At 33.3% G+C, this 25,275-nt stretch carries 26 protein-coding genes and 1 riboswitch; of the genes, 8 read left to right on the top strand and 18 right to left on the bottom strand.

Features of this window, described 5'->3' with window-relative positions:
- Positions 1 to 9 precede the first annotated feature (9 nt).
- Genes AC37UB_RS09920 through pth form a run of 3 tightly spaced genes read right to left on the bottom strand, consistent with a single transcriptional unit; the run spans position 10 to position 5,717 of the window.
- Positions 10 to 1,587 carry a putative polysaccharide biosynthesis protein gene (locus AC37UB_RS09920; RefSeq protein WP_158559470.1) on the bottom strand — a complete coding sequence of 526 codons (1,578 nt, stop codon included), beginning with the start codon at positions 1,585 to 1,587 and terminating at the stop codon, positions 10 to 12.
- Positions 1,574 to 5,128, bottom strand: a complete 3,555-nt coding sequence (gene mfd / locus AC37UB_RS09915) for a transcription-repair coupling factor (RefSeq protein WP_490685669.1) — start codon at positions 5,126 to 5,128, stop codon at positions 1,574 to 1,576. Before mfd ends, AC37UB_RS09920 begins: the two co-directional genes overlap by 14 nt.
- Before the next feature lie 19 nt (positions 5,129 to 5,147).
- The gene (pth, locus tag AC37UB_RS09910; RefSeq protein ID WP_117974109.1) at positions 5,148 to 5,717 is read right to left on the bottom strand and encodes an aminoacyl-tRNA hydrolase; all 570 of its coding nucleotides are present in this window, start codon (positions 5,715 to 5,717) and stop codon (positions 5,148 to 5,150) included.
- Between the two features lie 247 nt (positions 5,718 to 5,964).
- Here pth and AC37UB_RS09905 point away from each other — a divergent pair, with 247 nt between their 5' ends.
- A complete protein-coding gene (locus AC37UB_RS09905) occupies positions 5,965 to 6,918 on the top strand; it encodes an L-lactate dehydrogenase (RefSeq protein ID WP_117974111.1) in 954 nt (317 codons plus the stop codon).
- Between the two features lie 152 nt (positions 6,919 to 7,070).
- A complete protein-coding gene (locus AC37UB_RS09900) occupies positions 7,071 to 8,444 on the top strand; it encodes a L,D-transpeptidase family protein (RefSeq protein ID WP_117974113.1) in 1,374 nt (457 codons plus the stop codon).
- A 306-nt stretch (positions 8,445 to 8,750) separates the two neighbouring features.
- Here AC37UB_RS09900 and AC37UB_RS09895 read toward each other — a convergent pair whose 3' ends face one another.
- The 12 genes from AC37UB_RS09895 to AC37UB_RS09840 form a co-directional block, all read right to left on the bottom strand.
- A complete protein-coding gene (locus AC37UB_RS09895) occupies positions 8,751 to 9,764 on the bottom strand; it encodes a Gfo/Idh/MocA family protein (protein ID WP_117974115.1) in 1,014 nt (337 codons plus the stop codon).
- A gap of 31 nt (positions 9,765 to 9,795) precedes the next feature.
- Positions 9,796 to 10,680, bottom strand: coding sequence for a myo-inosose-2 dehydratase (iolE, locus tag AC37UB_RS09890; protein WP_490685668.1), 885 nt, complete (start codon positions 10,678 to 10,680; stop codon positions 9,796 to 9,798).
- Between the two features lie 30 nt (positions 10,681 to 10,710).
- Positions 10,711 to 11,736 carry an inositol 2-dehydrogenase gene (iolG, locus tag AC37UB_RS09885; protein WP_117974119.1) on the bottom strand — a complete coding sequence of 342 codons (1,026 nt, stop codon included), beginning with the start codon at positions 11,734 to 11,736 and terminating at the stop codon, positions 10,711 to 10,713.
- A gap of 80 nt (positions 11,737 to 11,816) precedes the next feature.
- Positions 11,817 to 13,175, bottom strand: a complete 1,359-nt coding sequence (locus tag AC37UB_RS09880) for a sugar porter family MFS transporter (RefSeq protein ID WP_490685667.1) — start codon at positions 13,173 to 13,175, stop codon at positions 11,817 to 11,819.
- A gap of 304 nt (positions 13,176 to 13,479) precedes the next feature.
- Positions 13,480 to 13,692: a hypothetical protein gene (locus AC37UB_RS09875; RefSeq protein ID WP_490685666.1), complete on the bottom strand. Its 213-nt coding sequence runs from the start codon at positions 13,690 to 13,692 to the stop codon at positions 13,480 to 13,482.
- A gap of 64 nt (positions 13,693 to 13,756) precedes the next feature.
- Complete coding sequence (locus AC37UB_RS09870; RefSeq protein WP_158559471.1) at positions 13,757 to 13,927, bottom strand: hypothetical protein; 171 nt, start codon at positions 13,925 to 13,927, stop codon at positions 13,757 to 13,759.
- A 149-nt stretch (positions 13,928 to 14,076) separates the two neighbouring features.
- Positions 14,077 to 15,168, bottom strand: coding sequence for a serine hydrolase domain-containing protein (locus AC37UB_RS09865; RefSeq protein ID WP_158559472.1), 1,092 nt, complete (start codon positions 15,166 to 15,168; stop codon positions 14,077 to 14,079).
- A gap of 254 nt (positions 15,169 to 15,422) precedes the next feature.
- Entirely contained in the window at positions 15,423 to 15,578 is a 156-nt protein-coding gene (locus tag AC37UB_RS09860; protein WP_490685665.1) for a hypothetical protein, read from the bottom strand.
- Positions 15,579 to 15,717: 139 nt separating this feature from the next.
- Positions 15,718 to 16,125, bottom strand: a complete 408-nt coding sequence (locus AC37UB_RS09855; protein ID WP_117974126.1) for a GNAT family N-acetyltransferase — start codon at positions 16,123 to 16,125, stop codon at positions 15,718 to 15,720.
- Between the two features lie 142 nt (positions 16,126 to 16,267).
- Positions 16,268 to 16,525 carry a chorismate mutase gene (locus AC37UB_RS09850; RefSeq protein WP_241699682.1) on the bottom strand — a complete coding sequence of 86 codons (258 nt, stop codon included), beginning with the start codon at positions 16,523 to 16,525 and terminating at the stop codon, positions 16,268 to 16,270.
- A gap of 30 nt (positions 16,526 to 16,555) precedes the next feature.
- Positions 16,556 to 17,251 (bottom strand): NAD-dependent protein deacylase, encoded by a 696-nt coding sequence (locus tag AC37UB_RS09845; RefSeq protein ID WP_371821050.1) that lies wholly within the window; start codon positions 17,249 to 17,251, stop codon positions 16,556 to 16,558.
- Positions 17,252 to 17,274: 23 nt separating this feature from the next.
- Positions 17,275 to 18,183: an EamA family transporter gene (locus AC37UB_RS09840; protein WP_490685664.1), complete on the bottom strand. Its 909-nt coding sequence runs from the start codon at positions 18,181 to 18,183 to the stop codon at positions 17,275 to 17,277.
- A 154-nt stretch (positions 18,184 to 18,337) separates the two neighbouring features.
- Positions 18,338 to 18,512: riboswitch (Lysine riboswitch) on the top strand.
- A gap of 89 nt (positions 18,513 to 18,601) precedes the next feature.
- Here AC37UB_RS09840 and AC37UB_RS09835 point away from each other — a divergent pair.
- Together AC37UB_RS09835 and AC37UB_RS09830 are read left to right on the top strand one after the other, a co-directional pair.
- Positions 18,602 to 20,191 carry an ABC transporter permease subunit gene (locus AC37UB_RS09835; protein ID WP_117974134.1) on the top strand — a complete coding sequence of 530 codons (1,590 nt, stop codon included), beginning with the start codon at positions 18,602 to 18,604 and terminating at the stop codon, positions 20,189 to 20,191.
- The gene (locus tag AC37UB_RS09830; protein WP_117974136.1) at positions 20,191 to 20,928 is read left to right on the top strand and encodes an amino acid ABC transporter ATP-binding protein; all 738 of its coding nucleotides are present in this window, start codon (positions 20,191 to 20,193) and stop codon (positions 20,926 to 20,928) included. Before AC37UB_RS09835 ends, AC37UB_RS09830 begins: the two co-directional genes overlap by 1 nt.
- A 38-nt stretch (positions 20,929 to 20,966) precedes the next feature.
- Here the strand turns inward: AC37UB_RS09830 and AC37UB_RS09825 are convergent, their stop codons facing one another.
- Positions 20,967 to 21,338 (bottom strand): YxeA family protein, encoded by a 372-nt coding sequence (locus AC37UB_RS09825; protein ID WP_490685663.1) that lies wholly within the window; start codon positions 21,336 to 21,338, stop codon positions 20,967 to 20,969.
- 381 nt (positions 21,339 to 21,719) lie between these two features.
- On the opposite strand from AC37UB_RS09825, the gene AC37UB_RS09820 reads away from it, so the two are divergent.
- Both AC37UB_RS09820 and AC37UB_RS09815 read left to right on the top strand, forming a co-directional pair.
- Complete coding sequence (locus AC37UB_RS09820) at positions 21,720 to 22,169, top strand: linear amide C-N hydrolase (protein ID WP_241699684.1); 450 nt, start codon at positions 21,720 to 21,722, stop codon at positions 22,167 to 22,169.
- 61 nt (positions 22,170 to 22,230) lie between these two features.
- Positions 22,231 to 22,389 carry a hypothetical protein gene (locus AC37UB_RS09815; RefSeq protein ID WP_158559474.1) on the top strand — a complete coding sequence of 53 codons (159 nt, stop codon included), beginning with the start codon at positions 22,231 to 22,233 and terminating at the stop codon, positions 22,387 to 22,389.
- Between the two features lie 42 nt (positions 22,390 to 22,431).
- Here the strand turns inward: AC37UB_RS09815 and AC37UB_RS09810 are convergent, their stop codons facing one another.
- Together AC37UB_RS09810 and AC37UB_RS09805 are read right to left on the bottom strand one after the other, a co-directional pair.
- On the bottom strand, positions 22,432 to 22,617 hold the full coding sequence (locus AC37UB_RS09810) for a hypothetical protein (protein WP_241699685.1): 186 nt from the start codon (positions 22,615 to 22,617) through the stop codon (positions 22,432 to 22,434).
- Positions 22,618 to 22,686: 69 nt separating this feature from the next.
- The gene (locus AC37UB_RS09805) at positions 22,687 to 23,826 is read right to left on the bottom strand and encodes an ArgE/DapE family deacylase (protein WP_241699686.1); all 1,140 of its coding nucleotides are present in this window, start codon (positions 23,824 to 23,826) and stop codon (positions 22,687 to 22,689) included.
- Between the two features lie 158 nt (positions 23,827 to 23,984).
- Here AC37UB_RS09805 and AC37UB_RS09800 point away from each other — a divergent pair, with 158 nt between their 5' ends.
- Together AC37UB_RS09800 and AC37UB_RS09795 are read left to right on the top strand one after the other, a co-directional pair.
- Positions 23,985 to 24,164, top strand: a complete 180-nt coding sequence (locus AC37UB_RS09800; RefSeq protein ID WP_117974145.1) for a hypothetical protein — start codon at positions 23,985 to 23,987, stop codon at positions 24,162 to 24,164.
- Positions 24,165 to 24,626: 462 nt separating this feature from the next.
- Positions 24,627 to 25,275 (top strand): hypothetical protein (locus AC37UB_RS09795; protein WP_490685662.1); only part of this gene is annotated, 649 nt, incomplete at its 3' end.

The following is a 25,275-nucleotide window of genomic DNA, read 5'->3' as shown; positions in this document are numbered from 1 at the left end:
CTAAATCAATTAATAAAAATGTTTATATATTTTTTGGCCAAATGGCAACATGTTCCATTCATCATAACTAAATAATTTAAATTTCACAATACTTATTAGATAGATAGTCACTCCAATAAAGACACCTATTAGTGTTAAAGCAAACGTCACTCCTCTATGAGTTATGAGTAAACCGTTAGCTAAACAGATAACTCTAAATCCATAGACTCCAATAGCCATCAACCCTAAACTAATCAATAATTTTATTAAAAAAAGTTTGCCAACCGCTACGTCAAATCCCTTACGGATCAGGTAATGATGCAAAACAAGTAAACAACCTAACAACCCCAGTAACGTACTTACGCTTGACCCCATTGTTCCAAAATAATAGGTTAAACATGGTGTCAAAATACTCTTCAATAACACACCAAATATTGCAGCGACAAATTGATAATGTACTCGGTTTTGACTTTGATAAATTGTTTGATACGTTTGAATCATTGAGGCAATACTAACAGATAGTACAAATAGCGACAATGTTGATGCGCCATCATTGTTGCTAAAAAGTGTCACATTGATAAATGGAATCATGATGGCCAATCCAATACCTGCTGCCACAGAAATACTCAATGACACTTTTAAATAGGATAACACCATTGATTGATAATCTGATTTCTTTTTACTTTTATAGTAATGAGTTAACGTCGGCATGAATGTAGCAGTCATTGCAATGGCCACAACCAATCCTAATTGTACCAATGGCTGTCCTCTATCAAAGACTCCCTTGGCTATTTTAGCTGATAGATCCGGTATCCCTGAAAAAACTAAATATTTTTTTATCGTAAATGAATCAATCAATTGAAAAATTACGAGGTAAGCACTAAAAAAGCAAAGCGTTCCACCTTCTAATATTAATCGTCTTAGCAATCCATTATCACGCTGTTCCTTTGAGGGAATTGGATAAAAAGATAACGGCTGCTTTCTTGCATAGTATATTAACACCACAATCGCACATATTCCACCCATAATCGCTCCTGATGTGGCAATACTTCCTACTTGGTAAACATCTAAACTTTGCGTATAAAACAACCAACCAGAAAGTAAAATAATTCCCACACGAATTCCCTGTTCCACTAACTGCGAGGTTGCAGTTGGTAACATATTCACCTCTCCTTGAAAATAACCTCTAAAAGTAGATAAAAATGGTACCAGTAAAAATACCAACGATACAACACGAATAAGTGGTATGAGCTCTTTGTCTCCCATCATCATGGCAATGAGTGGTGCCCCAACAAATAAGCCTAAAAATAAATAGATAGACAAGAAACTAACATAGTAAAAAAATTGGGTAAGAATTTTTTTTCTTTCAATCAAAGACTCTTCACTAGCTAAAATTTTTGATAAAAATACAGGCATACCAGATAACGACAATGTCATCGCAATACCATAGATAGGGTACACTTGTTGGTACACATAAAACCCTTCGTCTCCCACTAAATTTTGAAATGGCACGCGATACACAGCACTCAGTATCTTTACCACAAAAGACGTAATCGTTAAAATCAACGTTCCTTTTAAAACAGTTTTTTCTACTTTAATTTTTTCCATTCGCGTCATCCCGTACATCTTTTTTAGCATATCGCTCTTGCCTTAATGCTTCAATAAATGTTGACACTTCATGTAACCATATTGCAACGGTTGTGTCTTTACCTAGTTTGAATGTCACAGCCAAATGCTCGTCTGTACTGATTTCTGCTTTTAAAGTTGTTTTTGATAAAGCTTTAAATAACTGCTCAATTGTGTAAGCAGACGTTCCTTCCTTGCTTAATTCAACATAAATTGATTGCTTTTTCTTTTGAATTTTATCAATTAAGGCAAAATCGGCATTCATTTTTATCAACCCAACAGTTAATAGATTTGCGACTTCATCAGGGTATTCACCAAATCTATCTAATAGATCAGCTTCTAATTCATCATACATCTCTTGATTTTCAAGTTGTCTAATTCGCTTATACATTTCAATTTTTTGACGCTCATCTTCTATATAATCACTTGGAATATACGCATCAATGCCCAAGTCAATTTCAGTCACTGTTTTCGTCTCTTTACTATCGACACCACGCTTACGATTAACTGCTTCATTAAGCATATGAGTGTACATATCAAACCCGACTGAGTCAATAAAGCCATGTTGCTGAGCACCTAACAGGTTTCCAGCACCACGAATTGACAAATCTCGCATGGCAATTTTAAATCCTGAACCTAATTCCGTAAAATCTTTAATCGCTTGAAGTCGTTTCTCGCTCACTTCATTTAAGACTTTTTGCGGTTCATACATAAAATAAGCATACGCCACGCGATTACTTCGGCCAACACGACCTCTTAACTGATAAAGCTGAGATAATCCCATGTGATCGGCGTTTTCCACAAACAACGTATTTACATTAGGAATATCAACCCCTGTTTCAATAATCGTCGTTGTCACTAAAATATCGTATTCACCATTAATAAATTCCATTAACGCATTTTCTAACTGAATTTCTGTCATTTGACCATGTGCATAAGAAATACGAGCGTTAGGTAATAGCATTTTTAATTCATCGACTTTTTGCTCAATCGTATCCACACGATTGTATAGATAAAACACTTGTCCACCACGCGCAATTTCTCGCTCACACGCCTCACGTATAGCCCCTGGATTTTTCTCCATCACATATGTTTGCACTGGGTAACGATTAGCCGGAGGGGTTTCAATAACCGATAAATCTCGTACCCCCAACATGGACATGTGCAATGTTCTTGGAATCGGTGTAGCTGTCAGTGTCAATACATCAACTTGCGCACGTAATTGTTTTAATCGTTCTTTATGTTTCACGCCAAAACGTTGTTCCTCATCAATGATAAGCAATCCTAAATCCATAAACTCTAAGTCTTTTGATAAAATTCGATGCGTGCCAACAATAATATCTATTTGACCTTTTTTCAATTGATCAATCGTTTCTTCTTGTTGTTTTTTCGTTCTAAATCGACTCATTAACCCAATACTTACTGGAAAATTTTTAAATCTGTCGAGCATGGTTTCATAATGTTGTTGTGCTAAAATTGTAGTTGGTACTAAAAAGGCTACTTGTTTGCCATCTTTAACTGCTTTAAACGCCGCACGCAATGCTACTTCGGTTTTCCCATAACCCACATCCCCTACAAGCAAACGGTCCATTGGTCGTTTTTTCTCCATGTCTTTCTTAATTTCTTGGATACTTCGCAATTGGTCGTCCGTTTCTGCGTACGGGAAGGCATTGTCAAACTCATGCTGGTAATCGTCATCTGGTGAAAAAGCATATCCTACTTCAGCTTCTCTTGCTGCATATAATTGAATTAAATCATCCGCGATATCTTCAACTTTTGCCGATACTTTTTTCTTTGTCTTTGTCCACTCACTACCACCTAATTTATTAATACGTGGCGTTTTAGACTCAGAAGCCACATATTTTTGAATTAAATCTAACTGGGTCACTGGAATAAACAATTTATCGTTATTTTGATACAAAATGGTCATGTAATCCTGGTGTGTGCCACCACTTAGTAATGTCTCCATGCCAATGTATTTACCAATCCCGTGATTAGCATGAACCACATAATCACCAGGACTTAATTCATTATAACTCTTTAATCGTTCCGCATTAGAAATGGTTTGTTTACGTGCTTGACGTTTCGTTCTGGTATGTAGAATTTCTTTTTCTACTAACACGATTAAATTATCTTGTGGCAACTCAAACCCTGATTCTAATAAGCCAACCTGGATTTGTGCTTGCCCTTTTAACAACTCTTTTTTGTTATTGACGACAACAGAAATATCCGCATCAATAAACAAGCGTTCTACCGTTTTACTACGTTCGGTATCTTCGACTAGTACCACGACCGTTTGTTTTTGTTTTGCCCAACGATCCATCTCTGCCTTTAAAAGCGGCAATTGACCAAAGAACTGTTGCATCGCACGGTATTCAAACGGATAAATGGAAGAAAAACGTAAATTTCCCATCCCTTTTTGAAATAGAGAAAAGAATGTTCGATGTTGTGGCATTTTTTTCATAATCTGTCTAAAATCACCACCCAATGTCCGATTTTCAAACACTGGATTATCCTCTAACTTAATGGTTAACCATTCTGATTCTTCTCGTAAAATCTCTTTTTCCGTATCAATCATGCGACTGTAATCATCAAATACCACCAAATCGTCATGAGATAAATAATCACTTAAATGATATTTTTCCTCAAAAATCATATCAATATATTGACTAATATCATCAGTTGGATGACCACTGCCCCACTCACCCACTGTATAATTTTTATAAGCAGTTAACTGATTTTTTCTATCAATATCTTTTATGCCATCAATTTTTTTACTTAACACCTCATCTAACACACTTGCCGCGTTTGCTAACTCATCTTTTGTTACCACTTGATCCATAGCTGGTGGAATTAATATATTCTCTACATCTGATAACGAACGTTGGGTTTCTACATCAAACAAACGCAACGAATCAATCTCATCATCAAACAAATCGATACGCACAGGGTATTCACTAGTTAAAGGATAAATATCAATGATACTTCCTCTAATACTAAATTCACCTGGTTTTCCTATCATTTGTTCTCTAACATACCCTAGAGAGACTAATGTTTCGGGTAAAGTTGTTAAATCGATTATACCTCCTACTTCAACAGATAACACACTATTTTTCCAGTTATTAGGAGCTGGTAAAAAACGACGTAATCCAGCTAATGGTGTGACGATAATCCCTGGCTCATCACTATTTAAAAACACCATACTATTAATTCTCTCAGCTAGTGCTTCCGGAGAAGAAAAGGACATTTCAACTGCTGCCACTTCATCAACAGGGAAGAAATGCAAATAAGACTCGTCAACAATGTGTTGCAAGTCGTCCATCAATTTAGTCCCATAATATAAATTAGGGGTCACAATCATGATCTTTTTATTTTTTTTCAGCAACGTCGACATCACTAAGCTCTTAGCTGAACCAGCTAAACCTGTAATCAATTGTGATTTTTGTGTCTCACTATTATCAAGCCACCCTTTCACTTGTTCATCTTGTTCTATTATAGTCATCATACTTTGATTGAGGTACATATTAATCATCTGACCCCCTTTATTTCTTACTATTGTATTGATTCATAGTCTCAACAAATGAATGCCCTTGTGCCCAATACAAACTCGCATCTGCCGCTAATTTTACAGCTGACAGCATGTCTTCATGTGTGTTTTTAGGAAAATTACCTAAAACATGAGCTATCACTTCTTCTCCGCGATTTGGGCGATCAATCCCTATTCGTACACGATTAAAATCAGGTGTTCCAATATGTGAAATTAAGCTTTTAATACCATTATGTCCACCAGCACTTCCTTTTTGACGCAATCTTACTTTTCCTACAGGTAAATCTAAATCATCATAAATGACTAAAACATTTTCGGGTGAAATATTATAATAAGTCATCAATGGTCCTACACTACGACCTGATTCATTCATAAATGTTTGAGGCTTTGCTAATAACACCTTTTCACCATCTACAAAAAACTCTGCCGTGTCGGCTTCAAATTGAGATTTATTAAATTCAATATTTTCTTGATAGGCAATCTCATCTAATGTAATAAATCCAATATTATGTCGAGTTGTTCGATACTTCGCTCCAGGATTTCCCAATCCAACAATTAATTTCATAATCTATATCTCCTATAACATCAAAAAACACGGGTTAGAAGACACGTGTTTTTTCATTGTATTTAAACTAAAAGGCTCTAAAATAGTATACCATACCTTTTTATATTCTATAAATAAGAAACTATTAAGACTTTTAATTAACGTTTGATTAATAGACTATTATTTGTTAAATGATCTTTTTCATAGGTTTTTTCATAATTTAGTGTTATAATTTAACATGGAGTAAATAAAAAAGGGAGCGATTGTAATGGAACACATAAGTATTGATCATCAAAAAATTATCGTTGTCGGCAATGGGGCTGTTGGTTCAAGTTATATTTTTTCCCTTGTGACACAAAACATCGCACAAGAAATTGGTATTATTGATATTGATGTAAACAAAGCAGAAGGGGATGCCCTTGATTTATCTCACGCTCTAGCATTCACTTCTCCTAAAAAAATCTATGCTGCAACTTACGCTGATTGTAAAGATGCTGACATAGTGGTGATTACTGCAGGTGCTGCACAAAAACCCGGTGAAACACGTCTAGATTTAGTTAATAAAAATTTAAAAATTTTCAAATCCATTGTTGATGATATCGTTTCTTCAGGATTTAATGGTATCTTCTTAATCGCAACTAATCCTGTTGATATTTTAACTTATGCTACATGGAAATTCTCTGGATTTCCAAAACACAAAGTTATCGGTAGCGGAACTTCTCTTGACTCTGCTCGTTTTAGACAAACCATTGCTGAGTTAGTAGACGTTGATGCAAGAAATGTCCATGGATATATTTTAGGTGAACACGGTGATACAGAATTTCCAGTTTGGTCTCATGCTAATATTGCTGGATTGCAAATTTACGAATGGGTTTCAGATCATCCTGAAATTGATGAAGAAGAATTGGTTAACATTTTCTTTAAAGTCCGTGATGCAGCATATACCATCATTGATAAGAAAGGGGCTACTTTCTATGGAATTGCTGTTGCTTTAGCTCGTATTACTAAAGCCATTCTTTATGATGAAAATGCCGTATTACCTTTATCTGTTTACTTAGATGGACAATATGGATTAAACGATATTTATATCGGTGCTCCAGCTGTGGTAAATCGCCAAGGAATCAGCCATGTTATCGAACTTCCCTTAACAGATGCTGAACAAGAAAAATTTGACTTATCTGCAAAACGTCTACAAGAAATACTAGATGAAGCATTTGAATAAATCATGTTCTTATTAATTAAAATAATAAAAGACTAGAATGATAAATTCTAGTCTTTTCTCATTATATAGGTGTTTTTAAAGCACTTATATTGTTTTTAGAAAAGAATATGTTACAATAATATTACAATTTTTATCATAGGAAGGGGCTTCACATGAAACGTAAGTCGTTGTTATTAGTGCCTTTAATTATGGTACTAGTCATTGTTAGTATCTATTCGTATTTTGCTATTACTTATCAGAATAAATTTTTGCCCAATACAAAGATTGGACAAATAGATGTCAGCCAATTATCTAGAAAACAAGCAGAAAAAAAGCTTGAGGACAATATTCATGAGAATGAATTCGTTATACTAGATAATGATAAAACTTGGAAAGCCATTCCTAAACAACAACTAGGAATCACTTTTGATGTTAATAAGACTGTCTCTGATACTATTGCAAAACAAAATCCTTGGTTGTGGTTTATGAATTACGTCAATCAACCTAAAAATGTGCCCATTGTGATGACTGATTATAACAAAGACAAACTAACTAAACAATCTAATGCTTTAAAAACAGCCTTAACGAACTTTAATAAAGAGCGCACACCCACAAAAAACGCAAAAATTGAAATGAAAGATGGTTCATTTCAAATTACAGACGAAGTAGCTGGAAATTCTATTGATGTTGATAAATTTATTTCAGCATTTGAATCTCATGTTAAAGAAGGCAAAGGGTCTATAAACTTAGAATCCTATGTCCAAAAACCAACTGTTTTGGCAACAGATACGCAATTAAAAAAAGAATTAGCGGACATAAATAAGTTAACAGAGGTCAATGCTACGTACCTCATTAATGGGCAAAAAGTGGCAATCCCTAAAGAGACAATTGCTAGTTGGTTAACAACAAACGATAAAGGTGATGTTACTTTAAATCAAGACTTAGTAAAAGAATATGTCACTCAACTTGGGCAACAGTACAATACTAGTACTAATCCAACAAAATTTAATAGCACCAAACGTGGAGAAGTGAGTGTTCCTGCTGGGTCTTATAGTTGGACAATTGCAACAGATAGTGAAACAGAACAACTGACAGAACTAATTTTATCTGGCAAAGGTTTCACAGATCGTGTTCCTGCTTATCAAGGAAGCGCTACTCCCGAATCAGCTCTTCTATCAAACACTTATATAGAAGTTGACTTACAAGCTCAACACATGTGGTACTACAAAGATGGAAAAGTTGCTTTAGATACAGACATTATTTCTGGAAAACCAAGTACACCTACTCCTTCCGGGGTGTTCTATGTTTGGAACAAAAAGCGAAATGAAACTCTTCGCGGTGAAGATTATGCAAGCCCTGTTGATTATTGGATGCCAATCGATTGGACGGGGGTAGGAATTCATGATTCCCCGTGGCAAAATGCCAATGCTTATGGAGGAACATCATATACGACAGTGGGATCACATGGCTGTATTAACACACCCCCTGATGTGTGTGCTAAATTATTTAATATGATTGATGTTGGTGTTCCTGTAGTTATCTTTTAGACAATAAATAAAAAACAAGATTAGAATAAAGCTCTAATCTTGTTTTTTATTTTTATAGTATCAACAATGTTAATCTACTTTTTTAAGCATCCTTCATATAAAAAAACAAACTAGATACTACTATTAATAGCCAGTTTGTTTTTTACTATAAAAATGCCTATATTACCATTTTTATAACTATATTATTCTGTGTAGGTATAATATTTTTCGATACATCATAGATAACAACCCTATTTTGTCGTTTAGTGCTATGCTACAGAGTTATATCTTTACTATAAAATCTCACCTCCTTTATTTATAAGTATTTTAATAAATACTTGGTTTTTCTTGAAGCATAACATTTATTTTTTCACCTTTATTTGTTGATTCCGTTCCTGCTGTTGTGATAATAGAAGCGACATACCCATCCCATGAAGATGGTCCTTCCAATTTATTATTCAATACGCCATTAACCCATAATTGAAACTCTGTATCATACGCTTCTTTAAAACGTGTCTGCCAATCAGGCGATATTGGTGTCTGATTAGAAAAATTATGTTTGACATAAGTATAGTGTGGATCCACTAATCCTAACTCTCCATTTTCACATACTACTTCACATTTAATATCATAACCAAATTGACAATTAACGAAAATTTCTAACTGGATCACCACACCATTTTTTGTCTCTAATACTAAAATTTGTGGATCATGTAAATTGTCATGTGTCATTTTAGTTTGTTTTTTAGGCAGTATACTTTCAACTGAAACATAGTCGTCTTGTAATAACCAACGTAGCACATCAATTTCATGCACTGCCGTTTGGATAATAGACATTGGCGTTGTGTAGTGTAAGCCAGATTCTGGATTTCTATGCGCACAATGTAGCATTAATACTTCCCCATATGATTTAGATTCAATTAATTTTTTTAACTCCATATAACCTTTATCATAGCGTCTCATAAAACCTACTTGTACCAAGCGTCGACCGCATTTCACTTCTGCTTCAACAATTTTAGCGCATGATTGATTATCTATAGCTAAAGGTTTTTCACAGAATACATACTTTTCTTGTGCTAACGCTTTTAATACATAATCTGCATGTGTTTCATCAATGGAAGTAATCAATATGGCATCGACGTCATCTGAAGAAATTAAGTCCTCCCCACTACCATAAAATATGATTCCCATTTCATCTGCTAATTGCTTTTTTTCTTCTTCTAAAATATCATAAATGCCAACGACTCTAGCACCTTTTATTTTATGATTAATTCTTTTTATATGCTCTGTTCCAATAGCTCCAACACCTATTACACCGATTCTTAATTCTTTATTTATCATTTTTTCACCCTTCTTCTAAGAAAAATTTTCATTATAAACCAGTAATTAAATTAATATAATTACGAGCAGCTTTTGCATAAATAAATGGATTAGCTTTTGATGGATCTTGTTCTGCCTCTACGACAATCCATCCTTCATAACCATCTTTTTCAATTTCTTGCCAAATTGGTGTAAAATCAATCATGCCATCTCCTGGAACAGTGAACACACCTTCTTTAACGCCCTTTAAGAAACTAAATGAGTTTGTTTTAACTTCTTCCATTTTTTCCTTACGAATATCTTTAAAGTGAATATGTTTAATACGGTCTTTGTGTGTTTGATACACTTCAATCGGATCTTCACCAGAGAAAACTAAGTGACCAGTATCATATAATAGTGACACTTTTTTAGGATCTGTCTCAGCCATCAAACGATTGATTTCATCAGTTGTTTGGACACCTGTCCCCATATGGTGGTGGTAAACAACAGACATGTCTTTTTCATTTGCCAACTCGCCTAATTTATCTAACCCACTTGTTAATTTTTCCCATTCATCTTCTGTAAATTCAGGTTTTTTATCAAAAACAGGTGTCTCCATTTGACCTTGTACACTATGTCCTTGTTCTGACACAACGATGACTTTTGCTCCCATTGCATGCAAAAAGTCACGATGTAACATAAAAGCCTCTTCTGTTTCTTCAAATGGTTTGGTTGTTAAAAAAGCACTAAACCAGGCACTAGCTACTGATAATCCACGTGGTTCTAAGTAACTTTTTAATTCTTCTGGATTTTTCGGATATTTGTTTCCAATTTCTGTTCCTGTGTACCCTGCTAATGCCATTTCACTGATACATTGTTCAAACGTATTTTCCTTACCTAATTCCGGCATATCATCATTTGTCCAAGCGATTGGTGCAATCCCTAACTTAATTGTCATTTGTATTTCCTCCATTTATATATTAATTTTTTAAATTTTTGGATAAGTTGTATCTACTACCACAGGTTTGCCGGTTGCAATAGATTCTTGTGCTGCAACAGCTGCTCTTTGCGCCATGATAACATCCATACCTGTTGCGACTAATGGTTGATTATTTAAAATAGCTTCTACAAATAAACGTACCTCAGTATCATATGCTTGATGATAACGTTCCATAAAGATTGGTAATGGATTTTCCATCTCTAACGACTGTTCTCCATACAATTCAACAGTTGAATCGCTTACATTTTCTGCTTTAAGCATTCCTTTAGAACCAAATACTTCTACCCGTTGGTCATAACCATATACGGCACGACGGCTATTATCAATTAAGCCAAATGAACCATTTTCAAATTCTAATACTATTGCTAATGTATCAATATCGTTTATATCTTTTAAAGTTGGATCAATAAGCGTGTTTCCTCTAGCATAAACTTCTTTAATGTTACTTCCAGCCATATATCTAGCCATATCAAAATCATGCATGGTAAAATCGAATAACAATCCTCCAATACGTTTTATTAACTCATGTGGTAATAAATCAGGATCTCTCGAAGTAATTTTTATTATTTGAGGATCACCTATTTTACCATCTCTAACATCTTGATAGATTTTTCTAAATTGACGATCCACTCGTCGATTGAACGCAATCTGCATTTTAACATCATTTTCCTTCACCGCACGTAATACTTTTAAACTTGATTCTTCATTTGTATCCATACTTAAAGGTTTTTCGCAAAAAATATGCTTTTTTGCTTTTGCTGCATCAATTGCTATTTTTTCATGTGAGTCTGTCGAAGAGAAAATGAATAACGCTTCTAATTCTTCATCACATAATAACTCTTGATAATCTTTGTAACAATGCTCAATACCTAACATATTCAATTCGTCTTCAGCATTCTCAATAAACAAATCAGATACACCTAAGATATTTATACTTGGAATGTTCAGAAGATTCTTAATATGCATCATGCCTACCCTTCCAACACCTACTACACCACAATTTAATTTTTTCATTTAGATACTCCTTCATCAATATTTTTAACTAACATTATTTTATTTAAAACAACAGAAATTGTGTTTATATTCACAATAAACTATTTAATGAAATGGCTTTCAATTTCTTCCAACGTTTTTCCCTTTGTTTCTGGTATTTTAAAATGTACCACTAAAATCCCTAATAATGCACAACCAGCAAATCCATAAAATGTAGCATTAATACCTACTGAATTGACAAGAACAGGGAAAAATAGCCCAACGAGAAAATTAGCTATCCATAAAACAAACACTGCAATTCCAGAAAAAGTCCCTCTATACTTAGCTGGAAATATTTCAGAGATTAAAATCCAAGTAACTGGTCCAATAGCTCCTTGAAAAGCAAATATATAAATAAAAATAATGATCATAATAATATATGGTGCTATTTGTGTTCCTGATAACAAATTAGATAGAACACCTACAGAAATTAACGATACTGCACAAATGGTTAATCCACTAATTTCCAATTTTTTTCGTCCCATTTTATCAACAATTGTCATTCCTACGATTGATGCAATAACTGAAACAACACCATTTAAAACATTGAATATCAATGCTGCACTAGCACCAAATCCATACATTGTTAAAATTTCAGACCCATAATACATAACTGAATTAATTCCCGAAAATTGTTGTATTATACCTAATAAACACCCTAACAAAAGAATCTTTATCGTCCAAGTTGGTATTTTTTCTTTATTTTTTTTATTTTTAACTACTTTAACAGGTATTTCTTGTATCTCTTGTATTTCTTTTTTAACCATCTCGTCATCATCTAGATAGATTTCTTTAATTATATGAATTGCACGATCTAACATACCATTTCTAGCATACCACTTAGGTGACTCTAATACTTTTGTCATACCAATTAACATAATAATTGCTGGTATAGCCGCTAACCCCATCATCACTTTCCAAATATGATTATTTTGAATAAACATATTACCTAAAATAGCATTTAATAAAAAGGCTAAGAACTGTCCACCCACAATCATTACCTGATTTAAACCAACCATTTTCCCTCTATGCTCAGCCGAAGAAATTTCACCTAAATATAATGGCACAACAGCTGATGATGCTCCTACTGCAAGTCCCAATAAGAACCGAAAAGAGACTAGAAAAGCAAAATTAAAAGATCCGCTACAACCTATTGCTCCAATCAGATAAATCCAAGCAATAATACGCAATGTCTTTTTTCGCCCAACCATATCACTTATTTTCCCACCAAAAACTGCTCCAAATGCTGCAGATAATGTTAAGGATGATGATACCCAACCTTTTTGTATAGGGGTTAACATAAAATCTTTACCGATAAAATTCAACGCGCCATTTACAACACCTGTATTATAGCCAAACAACAACCCCCCGATAGTCACAATTAACGATATAGTGATAATCTTTTTATTAACTTTTGTCACACAAACACCTTCCCTTCTTCTATACTCATCACTAAACACCAACATACCCAACAACAGATAAGATGTTACTAAATTCACAATAACAACTTACACACGAATTATACAACTCTTACTCTTTTTTTACAAGTGATTTTATAAAAAAATATAAAAATCATAAATCATCTTTATTTTAAAGGGTTTTTAAAATAATTACCTAAACAAAAAACAACAAAGTTACTCATTTTATTTTTTAAAATGAGTAACTTTGTTGTTTTTTGTTTTTTATTGTTAAAAAAAGCACAAGTTTTTATATGATTAAAATTATCTATTCTTTTTTTTTCGACTTTTTTTTATGCTTACTTTGCTTTTTTCGTAACTCAATTGCCTTTAATTGATTTGAAGCTTGAAACGAGAATATGATAGCTAATATTTTTAAAATCCATGCTAGAAGTCTAAAAATGTAGCTTACTATCGATCCCCCTATAAACGACCCCAATACAGCTCCTGTTTTATATGCACTATCTCCTTTTATCATCATGGATTTCCTACTGATCCAAGAACTATTAATCCTCCTATTAAAGATAAAGCACATGAGATAATTATTAAAATGGCTCCACTTTTTTTGGCTGTTTTGCTAAAACATGAATAGAAAAACTTAACAATAATATCGTTAATACTTTAAAAACATCAATCATACCACCTAATACTGGAACTGCTGTAATAATATCAATAATAGTCATTGTTACATAAAAACTAGATAACCTTTTGTTCATAAAAACACTATCTTTTACATATATAAGATAATTGTCTTACAATTACATATTTTTTTCAAGTTATAAAAAATTAAATATTTAATATCTTTATAAAAAAGAACCTTTATAAAGGCTCTTTTGATAAAAAATCATTTGATTCTGTCAGTAAATTAAGCAAAATGACTTTTATAAATATCTGATGCCAAATCTGATAAGCTATCTAGTTCATGACCATTACTAATTAATATAATAATATTTTCACCATCATTATCAAGAAAAACTGAAGATTCATAATCTCCCAAACTACCGTTCGTTTGCAGACATCCATCAGTCTGCCAAAATGCTCCACTATAATCATTATCCGATTTTACCATATTAGAAAAGTCTTCTTTTGTTATTAAAGTACCATCGATCAACGCCTGAACAAAAGTCACTAAATCGTTTGCAGACATCAAGACATTTCCAGCCCCAATCAAACTAGAATATAAAGCTTTTGAACGAGAAAAATCTGAAGCACTCTCTGTATAATCTCCATACAATAATGAACTATTATAAGCTTTTGCAACATCCTCTTCAGCTACATTATCCCAAAAAAATGTATGAGATAAATTTAATGGTTCGATGATTTCTTTCGTGAATAACTCTTCATAACTTTCTCCTGTGACAGTTGATAGAATACCAGCTAATAAAGAATAATTAGCATTAGTATAATTAAATCCTGTTTCTCCAGTAATTTCCAGTGTATCTAATACATAATTAATTTGATCTTCTTGTGTTGTTAATACCTTGTCTGGTGCTACTTCATCCATTTTGATACCTGATGTTTGATCAATCAAATCACGTATGGTTATATCTGAACTTCCCTTAATATCTGGATAAAAATCTGATAGAGGCGTTTCATAGGTTAATTTTCCTTTTGAAATTTCTTTTGCTACCAACGTTGCCGTCATCATTTTTTGTAAAGAAGCAACTGGAAAAAGAGTATCCAAATTATTTACCTTATTAGCTTCATAATCACTATAGCCATATACAGCTGTTGAAGTAACCTTATCTCCCTCAACCATGATAGCTACCCCATTGTAATTTTCTTTCGGAAAATAATCGTCAATAGTTTTATCAGAAGAACCACTATCAGTATTTCCTGCTGCGAGAACCTCATCATCAATCATATTTTTGTTTAAAAAGTAACCCAATCCTAGTACAATCATGACTGTTGTTATACCTATCCACACGATTTTTGTTATTTTAACTGTTTTTTTCATCACAATCATACCTCCTAATCGAACGAACACTACTTAAATTTACTTATAGTATAAAATGTGATACTTAAATTAACCTTAAATCCATTTATTTTATATTAAATTATTTATTATCAATTTTATAGTTTTTAATTATAAATAAAAAACCACACGAATCATAATAAACGTTACGTTGGTTTAAAAAAGCCTATTTACTTAACTACCAATACTGTATAATCAAGATGTTATAATAAAAAACACGTCATCAATTGATAAATTTATACAGAATCTTCATTTTTTATAATACCACGATTATTTAATTTAGTATAATCATTCGCAATATTAAAATAGTCTAATAAATAAAAATGGAGATGAATTAAAAATGAAACATATTTACCATACGTCATCACACGATTATTCATTGCTTGGTTCATTTATTTGATATACGACTCATACGCTAAGTTCCAAGAAAGTATGGAGCTTAGATTGATTCAGTTAACCTTTATTACTCATCATTATTTTTAAACATAAAAAATAAGTCAAAGATACACCTCTCTTTAACTTATCACTTAATTAATATTCTTTATAAAAAGCAACTGTGCTTCCTTTATCACACGATTCCAATCCAAAACTCTCATAAAACCCTCGAACATCTGGTTTATCTACAGTTAATAATACTTTTTGGCGCACATGTTTATATGTTGCTAATACATCAGACATTAGTGTTGTCCCAATTTTTTGACGTTGATAATCTGGGTGAATCAAAATATCTTGTATATATAAAATCGTGTAACCATCACCAATGACCCTGATTAAACCAACTAATTGTTCTCCATGCCATGCACTCACCACATAAAGCGAATTAATTAGTGCTTGCTCTAAACCTTTTAAATCTTTTGTGTAAGCTATCCATCCAACACTATCATACAACAATTCTAGTTGTTCACATTTTATATTACTTCCGTTTCTATACTCTATCATTATATTTCCTCCTAATTTATTTGTTTCATTAAGAGTCTAACTTCAACCGATTATTCATAGTAAAATCCCCTTTCAGGTGTTTCGTTCATTGTATCATACCTATAAAAAAATCCTCCAGAACGTTTCTGAAGGATTACCTTTATTATTTACTTTTTTGATAGTCTTTTGACACCATCATGATTTGGTTAAATGTTTCGACGATTGAATCAGCATAATCCTCATTTGATACCATTTGTCGAATTTTTTCTAATACGGCTTCTTCTCTTGTCGTATCAAAAACTGGAATATGATTGTCTTTTTTTATCTTCGCGATGTGCGACACACAATCATATCTTTCTTCCAATAATGATACGATTTGTTCATCAATTTCATCAATTCGTTGTCTATCTTGACTTAACATCTTATCTCCTCATTTCGTATAAGAGTCAGATTATATATCAGAGAAAAAGTCTTCACCTTTTTGTTGCACTAAAAGATGAGGCATCATTAATGAAATGGGTTCTTTGTTTACCACAATCACCTGACTATCAGGTTTACGGTAATTAATCAGTCCGCTAAAAGGATATACTTGAAAGCTTGTACCCACAATACACACCACTTCTGCTTGAGACAACCACGAAATAGCTATTTCTATATTAGACTCAGACAAGCCTTCTTCGTAAAGTACCACATTCGGACGGATGATGCCACCACATTCTTGATGATACATACTCTTCATATAGTCTGGAACGGAAACTGATTGACCACATGTTTGACAATAACAATCATACAAACTTCCATGAAATGACACCACATTTGGACTTCCTGCTTTAATATGTAAGTCATCAATATTTTGTGTCACAATCCCAACTTGTTTCATTTGGCTTAATTCTGCCATTTTTTCATGAATCACATTCGGTTTGGCTTCTGGATGGTATAATTGTTGGACAAATTGATAAAAAACGTCAGGCTCGCGTTTTAAACAAGTATGACTCAGCAAATATTCTGGATTATCCACTCCATGATATACCCCTGTCATAGAGCGATAATCAGGAATACCCGATGCTGTTGAGACACCGGCACCTGTCATAAACACGATATTTTCCGCCTGCTTTAATATCTCTATTGCTTGTTCTTCCACATCAATCACTCCTTTGCTTTATTATGACATTATTCGTCAAAAAAGCCTAATATAACTACAGAAATGATAATCGCAAAAATCATAACGTATTGTTTCTTTGTTAACTTCTCTTTTAAGAAAATTCGCGACCATAACACTGATACGATACTATATGATGCAATCATCGGTGCGACGACAATAGAATTGCTTGCGATTGCTCCAATATAGAAAAATTGTCCCAAGGTTTCAAAAAGTGCCGCAAACCCCTTATATTTTTCATGAAATACATCCATTTTTTCTCCTTTAATCGCTCGTAGATAACCCCACATTAGTAACCCGACGATAAAAAAAGTAAACTCATAACTCATATTTGCTTGGTTTTCTGGTAAAATCTCTGCATAATCCAAATAATACCCATCTAAAAACGTTCCTAGTCCATCAATCACACAGTAAAGTATCGGAAAAATAATGGCCAACGCACTTTTTCGGTATTTTTTATCAACTACATCCCCTGATATTTTTAATTCATAATCGGCTTCTTGTTTTTCATACACCGACAACATAAAAATAGCGACTGAAATAACTGCCACAGCAATAAATTGAATCCACACCATTTTCGCTCCTAGTATCAGAAACATTAATAAAGCTGACACCGCTCCTGAAGAGTTACTGATGGGTGAAGACACACTCAGCTCTATATAACGAAGTCCTACATACCCTATTGCCATTGATAAGATATACATTGACGATACTGGTAAATAAATCAACATATTTTTCCATTCAAATCCCACATCTAAATATAAATAATAGTATAAAAAGGCATGAAGCCCCATCACCAATCCCACAATGACCACTGTTTTTTGTGCACTATACTTGTCTTTTTCATTATTTCCTAACTTATAAAACAAATCAGCTGTCCCCCATGAAAAGACAGCCACCAATGCTGACATAAACCACATACTTTTCGTCTCCCTTATATTTACTTTCACACTTACTTGTTTAAAAATAACGAATTAACGTGACTTGGTCAAATAAAATTTTCGTGAAAAGTCATGACATTTTGAAAAAGGTATGATATAGTGTTAGACATATTAAGAAAAAATAACCGAATAATATAAATCTAGAGGTTGCAATCTATCAATAACATTAGTCGAGTAGAGGAATACGTTGACACTAATGCACAGGGAAGATTGCCGAAATGTGATAAAGTTCCTCGCTTATCATGTTGGGGCTATAGTGAATAACTATAGGACTGTCTTAGTTAATACTAAGATGCGCTATGATTGGATAACACTTTGTTAATCTGAATTCATCAAAAGCAACCTCTATTTACGAGGTTGCTTTTTTTTATTTATCTAAAACAAAAGGAGAATTATCATGCAAACAAACAATCGATCTACCAATCATGTCTTAATTGCACTATTATTTCTATTTATTAGTTTTATCATGCTAACACCAAAAGTTGAAGCAAGTGAGGATAAATTTGTCGTAGGAATGGAAGCTGGATACCCCCCATTCAACTGGACACAACAAAATAATGCCGATGGAGCGGTCAAAATTCAAGGCGGAAGCGAGTATGCCAATGGTTATGATGTCATGATTGCCAAACGCGTCGCTGAAGGTTTAGGAAAAGAACTGGTTATTTATAAAACATCATGGGATGGATTAGCGCCTGCGTTAACTTCTGGAAAAGTGGATGCTATTATTGCTGGAATGTCTCCCACTGAAGAACGAAAAAAAACCATTGATTTTACTAACGACTACTATCATTCAAACCTCGTCCTAGTTGTTGCGAAAGATGGAAAATATGCTAATGCAAAAAGTCTAAAAGATTTTGAAGGAGCAAAAGTCACTGCTCAATTAAATACATTTCATTACTCTGTGATTGATCAAATAGAAGGTGTCTCAAAACAAACTGCTATGGACGATTTTTCTGCTATGCGTGTAGCACTCCAATCCGGAAAAATTGATGCGTATGTTTCAGAAAAACCTGAGGGAATCACAGCTCAAAAAGTGAATCCAAACTTTAAAATGATTGATTTCAAAGATGGCCAAGGCTTTAAAACAAATCGCGATGATACATCTGTTTCTATCGGTGTAAAAAAAGGTAGCCAAGATATTACAAAAATCAATGACATTTTAGCCGGTATCACTCAAACAGAACGAGACAATTTTATGGATATTGCCATTAGTGAACAACCCGACTCACAGTCAAATGAAAACTGGGTTGTCAAAATTGTCAAAGAAAACTGGCAAATGTTCTTAAAAGGAGCTGGGGTGACACTTTTAATCTCGCTTATCGGAACAATTGTTGGGACATTCATTGGGTTAGGTATTGGATTGTTTAGAACCATTCCCACGCCAAAAAACATGGTAAACAAAGTCTTATTTAAATTATTAAACACTCTATTTTCAATTTATATCGAAATTTTTAGAGGAACGCCAATGATCGTTCAAGCGATGGTGATTTACTATGGTTCTTCTCAAGCATTTGGGATTGATATGAATCCTCTTGCAGCAGCATTATTTATTGTATCAATCAATACTGGGGCTTACATGACAGAAATCGTTCGTGGTGGTATCTTCTCGGTTGATAAAGGACAATTTGAAGCAGCATCTGCTATTGGAATGACACACGGTCAAACAATGGTCAACGTCGTGATTCCACAAGTATTTAGAAATATTCTACCTGCTATGGGGAATGAATTTGTCATCAACATCAAAGATACGTCTGTATTAAACGTCATTGCAGTAACCGAATTATTCTTCCAAGCAAAAACAGTCGCTGGAAGCAACTTTAGATTCTTTGATACCTTCTTTGTTGTTTGTGTGATTTACTTTGTTATGACCTTTACTGTAACGCGTATTTTACGATTTGTTGAAAAACGTATGGATGGTACTGGTGAATACGCACCTTATGCTAATCAAATGCAAACAGCTATTTTAGAAAGAAAGGATGACAAATAATGACAGACTTAATTGAAATCAAACACTTACAAAAACAATACGGCAATCATGAAGTCTTAAAAGACATTAATCTATCTGTAAAAGATGGGGAAGTTGTAACGATTATCGGGCCATCTGGTTCAGGTAAATCAACTTTACTTCGTTGCATTAATTTATTAGAAGAACCAACGGGTGGGGAATTACTTTTCAAAGGTGACAATATCCTTGCTCCTGGTTATAACCTACCAAAATACCGTGCTCATGTTGGAATGGTATTTCAACAGTTCAATCTATTTGAAAATCACGATGTCTTAAATAACTGCATCGTTGGACAAGTAAAAGTATTAAAACGCTCACGAGAAGAAGCAGAACGTATTGCGATTGAAAATTTAGATAAAGTCGGAATGAAAGACTTCGCCCATGCGAAACCTAGTCAATTATCTGGTGGACAAAAACAACGTGTCGCAATCGCTCGTGCCATCTCAATGGATCCTAAAGTCATGCTGTTTGATGAACCAACTTCAGCTCTTGACCCTGAAATGGTCGGAGAAGTATTAAAAATCATGCGTGAGTTAACTGGTACTGGATTAACCATGATTATTGTAACTCATGAGATGGCTTTTGCCGAAGAAGTATCTGATCGAGTCATTTTTATGGACCAAGGATTTGTAGCTGAAGAAGGTGCTCCGGAAAAAATATTCCAACACCCAGAACAAGCTCGTACAAAAGAATTTTTACAACGTATTTTAGAAGGATAGAAAATAAGCTAGCTTGAGCCAACTCAATCTAGCTTATTTTATTTATCTAGTTTTTCTAATATATTCTTTGGAATATCACTTTTTGACACATCATTTGGTCCACTAATTACCCTTGTTTGACTAATAAATACTTTTACGTATGAACCAGGTTGTAATGGTGACACATTATTGCCACTCAACTCATAATCCATTTTTTGTATTGTTCCATCTTTTTTTACAAAATCAAAATCATATTTATAAGATTTACTTCCTGATATAACCTGACCTGTATCTTCCACAGTAGGAACACCATCTGGAACTTTTGCATACGCCACATCAACTTTATAAATCGTTGTGTAATACTCATACTCTTTGTAGCCAGAAATCACGATTAATACTAAAATGACAACGAAAATAATTTCCTTTATCATACTATTCACCTTAGCAACAAATTAATTAACAATATAATCTAAAAAAACACTTTTTAATCTATCTAAAACGTAAGTTTAAAGACAAAAAAATATTATTATTATTTGAATGAACAACTAAAAAAAGTTATTATTTGTATTATTTCCATAAAAATTTTAATATATACCTAATCATAAAATAGAAGTTTTCAAAATGTGTACAAATATCACGTTAAATGATAAAAATGGCGATATTTTTTCGGGCACACAATGGATTTAGATATTTCAATGTTTGGTGAAGACCCTGGATTAGATTTAGACATTACACTAACAACTGGTCCAAAAAACATCAATATAGCTACCCAAGTTTCTCTTTGGCTTAGTAATTAAATAGTCTTAGGCACTATGACAAAGTATACAACGGTCATATATGATGGTATGAATGAACATGATACAGGTTATGGATTATTTGGTTTACCTGGAGATTATACTTCTCCTTCTCGCTTTATCAGAAGTTTTTATCTAAAAAATAGGTTAGATGATTTTGATACAAATGAAGGAATCAATAGACTGTATAGTATTTTTAGACCGATCATTGTGCCACGAAGTTTAGAACACAAAAAAGCTGAAATGAGTATCACAGATTATACACGCTACTGGTCTGGTTATGATGTCACTAAACAAATCGCCTATGCTCAAATAGGTGAAGGACTTGCTATCACAGCGAAAGAATTAGATACTTCCCTGACAGACATCACGTATCATATTATTCATTTAGATAATAATATTGTTTTCGCTTCATACATAAAGAAAACAGCACAGTTAATTCATTATTTTTTCTTTAACTACGTGTAAGATTACCTTATAAGCATTGAATAAATGCCATCAATTTAACATGATGAAAGAAGGTAAACCCATGAGAACAGAACGAGATGGAGCCAAACAAAATCGCCGTTCATTTGAACAAGAAAAAGCGAAAGAAATCTTCGAAGCTGATATCGATAAAAATCGTGAAAAAGTAACGGAGAAAAAAGAAGAAAAAGCTGAAAAACGTTTAATCCGTGAACACAAATAAAAAATAGCTACTCAAGTATTCATGAATACTTGAGTAGCTATTTTAATCTTCTTTATTAATCATATTCTTAATAGTCGTACCCAGTTGTTGGATAATATCATTTAATGGGCTAGGTTTTAATTCATTCAATCTTTCTTTAGGTGTCCACCGAACTTCGATATCACCTTTTATATCACTTATCTCCTCTGTCGAAAAAACCTCAAAGACAAAGATAATCTGTTGAAACACCACACGCTCTCATATCAAACTTACTATCTTCTATAACGACTTGAATATCTTGCATAAATAACTGCCTTTTTAATTTAAATAAGTTAACATAATTTGTTTGTATTTATCAATCATATCTAAATAATTATCTATGTCAACATACTCATTGACTTGGTGTGGTAATGTTGATTCACCAGGGCCAAAGACAACAAAATCAAATGAATTAGATGATTTAATAAATTCTGCCGTATCAGTCGTCGCACCAATCCCAATAAGTGGTAATGGTTCATCAAATTGTTGTTGAATTACCTCAATTAATTCAGACTGTTTGTTTGCTTTAACAGATAATTTATTGTAATCAATAGTGAGATTTAACTTGTATGGTTGATTTTTATTTAGTTCATCCACAGTATCTTGTAATACTTTAATAATATCATCGTTAGAAAATTCTGGAATACTACGTATATTTCCTTGCAGTGATGCAAAGTTTGGAATACTATTGACCTGTTTCCCACCATTCATAATCGTAATATTATGAATCGTTGAACCTAATTCCTCATTTACATAGTTACTTGAAATTTCATCCATTTTTTGATTGATGTGGTACGAAAAATCAATCAAATGGTTTAATGCGTTATATCCTTCTTGTGGCATAGAACTGTGTGCTTCTTTGCCTTCTGATGTCACTGTGTAATTAATTGAACCCATATGAGTATAGACTAGATTATAATTACTTGGCTCACCTACAATCAAACCATCCAAATCATCAACATATCCTAGATTAGTTAATTGTTCAGCTCCTAACTCGCCCACTTCTTCTCCAACGGTTGCTAATAATTTAATCGTTCCATTGAATTCTTTTTGTTCTTCTTGAAGCTCAATCATTGCTATAACCATTGCCATAAGACCACTTTTCATATCCGTTGAACCACGACCATAAAGTTTATTACCTTCTATAATTGCAGAAAAAGGTGGATACTTCCAATCACTCGTATCCCCAGGGTCCACGACATCCATATGACCAGTTAATCCTAGAACTTTATCACTATTTCCTTTTTTAATCGTTGCCACTAAATTACTACGATTATCAGCATATTGAATCAACTCAGTTGAAATATTAACTTGCTTTAATTTATTTTGAATATATTTTGCCACAATTTTTTCGTTACCATTGATTGTTTCCATCTTAACAATGTCTTGTAACCACTCGATTTTTTGATTCTTTTGCATGATTGTTCTCCCCTTTTTCTTTCATATATTTGTATTTTTATCATACCACGTTCATTTAATCTAACTAAATCATATCCCTTTTCTTAACATGTCTCTAAATATATTTAATCTAGTTTTAATGATATAATAGACGTAATAAAAAGAAAAGAGGGATACTTATGTCAAATAAATCGATGCCCGCTGAACCAGTTATTTTGAATGACACTACCACATTAGAAAAAGAATTTGTCGTAGAGAAAGATTTCATTAAAGAAAGAATTAACTCACTAGATCATGATGGATTTAACATTATTTTACCTAACACTACTCAAGTTATTGAAGAAAAAAAGAAAAAATAATATCATGATAAGCTGTTTTTCATCTTACTTTTTTAAGGTTAAATTAAGGATTGGATATTAAGATATAGATAGTTAAATAATTATTTAACACATTCTCTCTTCCCACAACAGAGGATGATCCCAAAGCATGTTACATTTTTTCATTTATCTGTTGACTTTTTTTATTAATGAAACGCATTATGAACTTACCTTTATTTTACCAATCGCGGATACTTCTAAACATTTAATACCTTATACCCCGTAGTATACCCATTAATTTATTAATGGGTATTTTTTTGCCTACATGAATATATTTTTATGAAAATTACATGAAATTCAATGAAGTGTATATTTATATAATATTTTTAAATAATTAAGTACAAAAAGTGTTGAAATATGTCTTATTTTATCTTATACTTTTTTTGTAACATACGTTTGCCGAACGTAGTATTATTATTTAAAAAAAAGAGGGAGATATAGTAAATGAAAAGACAAGATTACAAAAAAATGATGCAACAAAAAAAAGCTGCAAAATCGTTCAAAAAAACCGCTTTATTAAGTGCATTGAGCATTAGTATGATTAGTTTAACAACCACTGTTAGTGCAGAAGAAACTAATGGAGGAGACGTGTCTAACGACGAAACTTATGATAATTCTTTAGTGTTTGAATCAGATGCTCCGATGGCTCCTGACAATGGGCTGGTATTTGAGCCAGATGCTCCGATGGCTCCTGACAATGGGCTAGTATTTGAGCCAGATGCTCCAATGGCTCCTGACAATGGGCTAGTATTTGAGCCAGATGCTCCGATGGCTCCTGACAATGGGCTAGTATTTGAACCAGATGCTCCAATGGCTCCTGACAATGGGCTAGTATTTGAGCCAGATGCTCCAATGGCTCCTGACAATGGGCTAGTATTTGAGCCAGATGCTCCAATGGCTCCTGACAATGGGCTTGTTTTTGAGCCAGATGCTCCAATGGCTCCTGACAATGGGCTAGTATTTGAACCAGATGCTCCAATGGCTCCTGACAATGGGCTAGTATTTGAGCCAGATGCTCCAATGGCTCCTGACAATGGGCTTGTTTTTGAGCCAGATGCTCCAATGGCTCCTGACAATGGGCTAGTATTTGAAC

The organism is Vagococcus changpingensis (genome assembly GCF_058211775.1).
Note: the sequence above shows the minus strand (reverse complement) of the source record. Positions and strands in the feature narration are given on the sequence as shown.

Bases quoted from the DNA above. Each gene is read 5' to 3' on its own strand.
- AC37UB_RS09920 (WP_158559470.1), bottom strand. From the start codon at position 1,587: ATGGAAAAAATTAAAGTAGAAAAAACTGTTTTAAAAGGAACGTTGATT.
- AC37UB_RS09900 (WP_117974113.1), top strand. From the start codon at position 7,071: ATGAAACGTAAGTCGTTGTTATTAGTGCCTTTAATTATGGTACTAGTC.
- AC37UB_RS09905 (WP_117974111.1), top strand. From the start codon at position 5,965: ATGGAACACATAAGTATTGATCATCAAAAAATTATCGTTGTCGGCAAT.
- AC37UB_RS09855 (WP_117974126.1), bottom strand. From the start codon at position 16,125: ATGATAGAGTATAGAAACGGAAGTAATATAAAATGTGAACAACTAGAA.
- AC37UB_RS09865 (WP_158559472.1), bottom strand. From the start codon at position 15,168: ATGAAAAAAACAGTTAAAATAACAAAAATCGTGTGGATAGGTATAACA.
- AC37UB_RS09875 (WP_490685666.1), bottom strand. From the start codon at position 13,692: ATGATGATAAAAGGAGATAGTGCATATAAAACAGGAGCTGTATTGGGG.
- pth (WP_117974109.1), bottom strand. From the start codon at position 5,717: ATGAAATTAATTGTTGGATTGGGAAATCCTGGAGCGAAGTATCGAACA.
- AC37UB_RS09870 (WP_158559471.1), bottom strand. From the start codon at position 13,927: ATGAACAAAAGGTTATCTAGTTTTTATGTAACAATGACTATTATTGAT.
- AC37UB_RS09820 (WP_241699684.1), top strand. From the start codon at position 21,720: ATGACAAAGTATACAACGGTCATATATGATGGTATGAATGAACATGAT.
- iolE (WP_490685668.1), bottom strand. From the start codon at position 10,680: ATGACAATTAAGTTAGGGATTGCACCAATCGCTTGGACAAATGATGAT.
- AC37UB_RS09895 (WP_117974115.1), bottom strand. From the start codon at position 9,764: ATGATAAATAAAGAATTAAGAATCGGTGTAATAGGTGTTGGAGCTATT.
- AC37UB_RS09815 (WP_158559474.1), top strand. From the start codon at position 22,231: ATGAGAACAGAACGAGATGGAGCCAAACAAAATCGCCGTTCATTTGAA.
- AC37UB_RS09830 (WP_117974136.1), top strand. From the start codon at position 20,191: ATGACAGACTTAATTGAAATCAAACACTTACAAAAACAATACGGCAAT.
- iolG (WP_117974119.1), bottom strand. From the start codon at position 11,736: ATGAAAAAATTAAATTGTGGTGTAGTAGGTGTTGGAAGGGTAGGCATG.
- AC37UB_RS09825 (WP_490685663.1), bottom strand. From the start codon at position 21,338: ATGATAAAGGAAATTATTTTCGTTGTCATTTTAGTATTAATCGTGATT.
- AC37UB_RS09860 (WP_490685665.1), bottom strand. From the start codon at position 15,578: ATGAACCAAGCAATGAATAATCGTGTGATGACGTATGGTAAATATGTT.
- AC37UB_RS09835 (WP_117974134.1), top strand. From the start codon at position 18,602: ATGCAAACAAACAATCGATCTACCAATCATGTCTTAATTGCACTATTA.
- mfd (WP_490685669.1), bottom strand. From the start codon at position 5,128: ATGTACCTCAATCAAAGTATGATGACTATAATAGAACAAGATGAACAA.
- AC37UB_RS09800 (WP_117974145.1), top strand. From the start codon at position 23,985: ATGTCAAATAAATCGATGCCCGCTGAACCAGTTATTTTGAATGACACT.
- AC37UB_RS09840 (WP_490685664.1), bottom strand. From the start codon at position 18,183: ATGTGGTTTATGTCAGCATTGGTGGCTGTCTTTTCATGGGGGACAGCT.
- AC37UB_RS09850 (WP_241699682.1), bottom strand. From the start codon at position 16,525: ATGTTAAGTCAAGATAGACAACGAATTGATGAAATTGATGAACAAATC.
- AC37UB_RS09805 (WP_241699686.1), bottom strand. From the start codon at position 23,826: ATGCAAAAGAATCAAAAAATCGAGTGGTTACAAGACATTGTTAAGATG.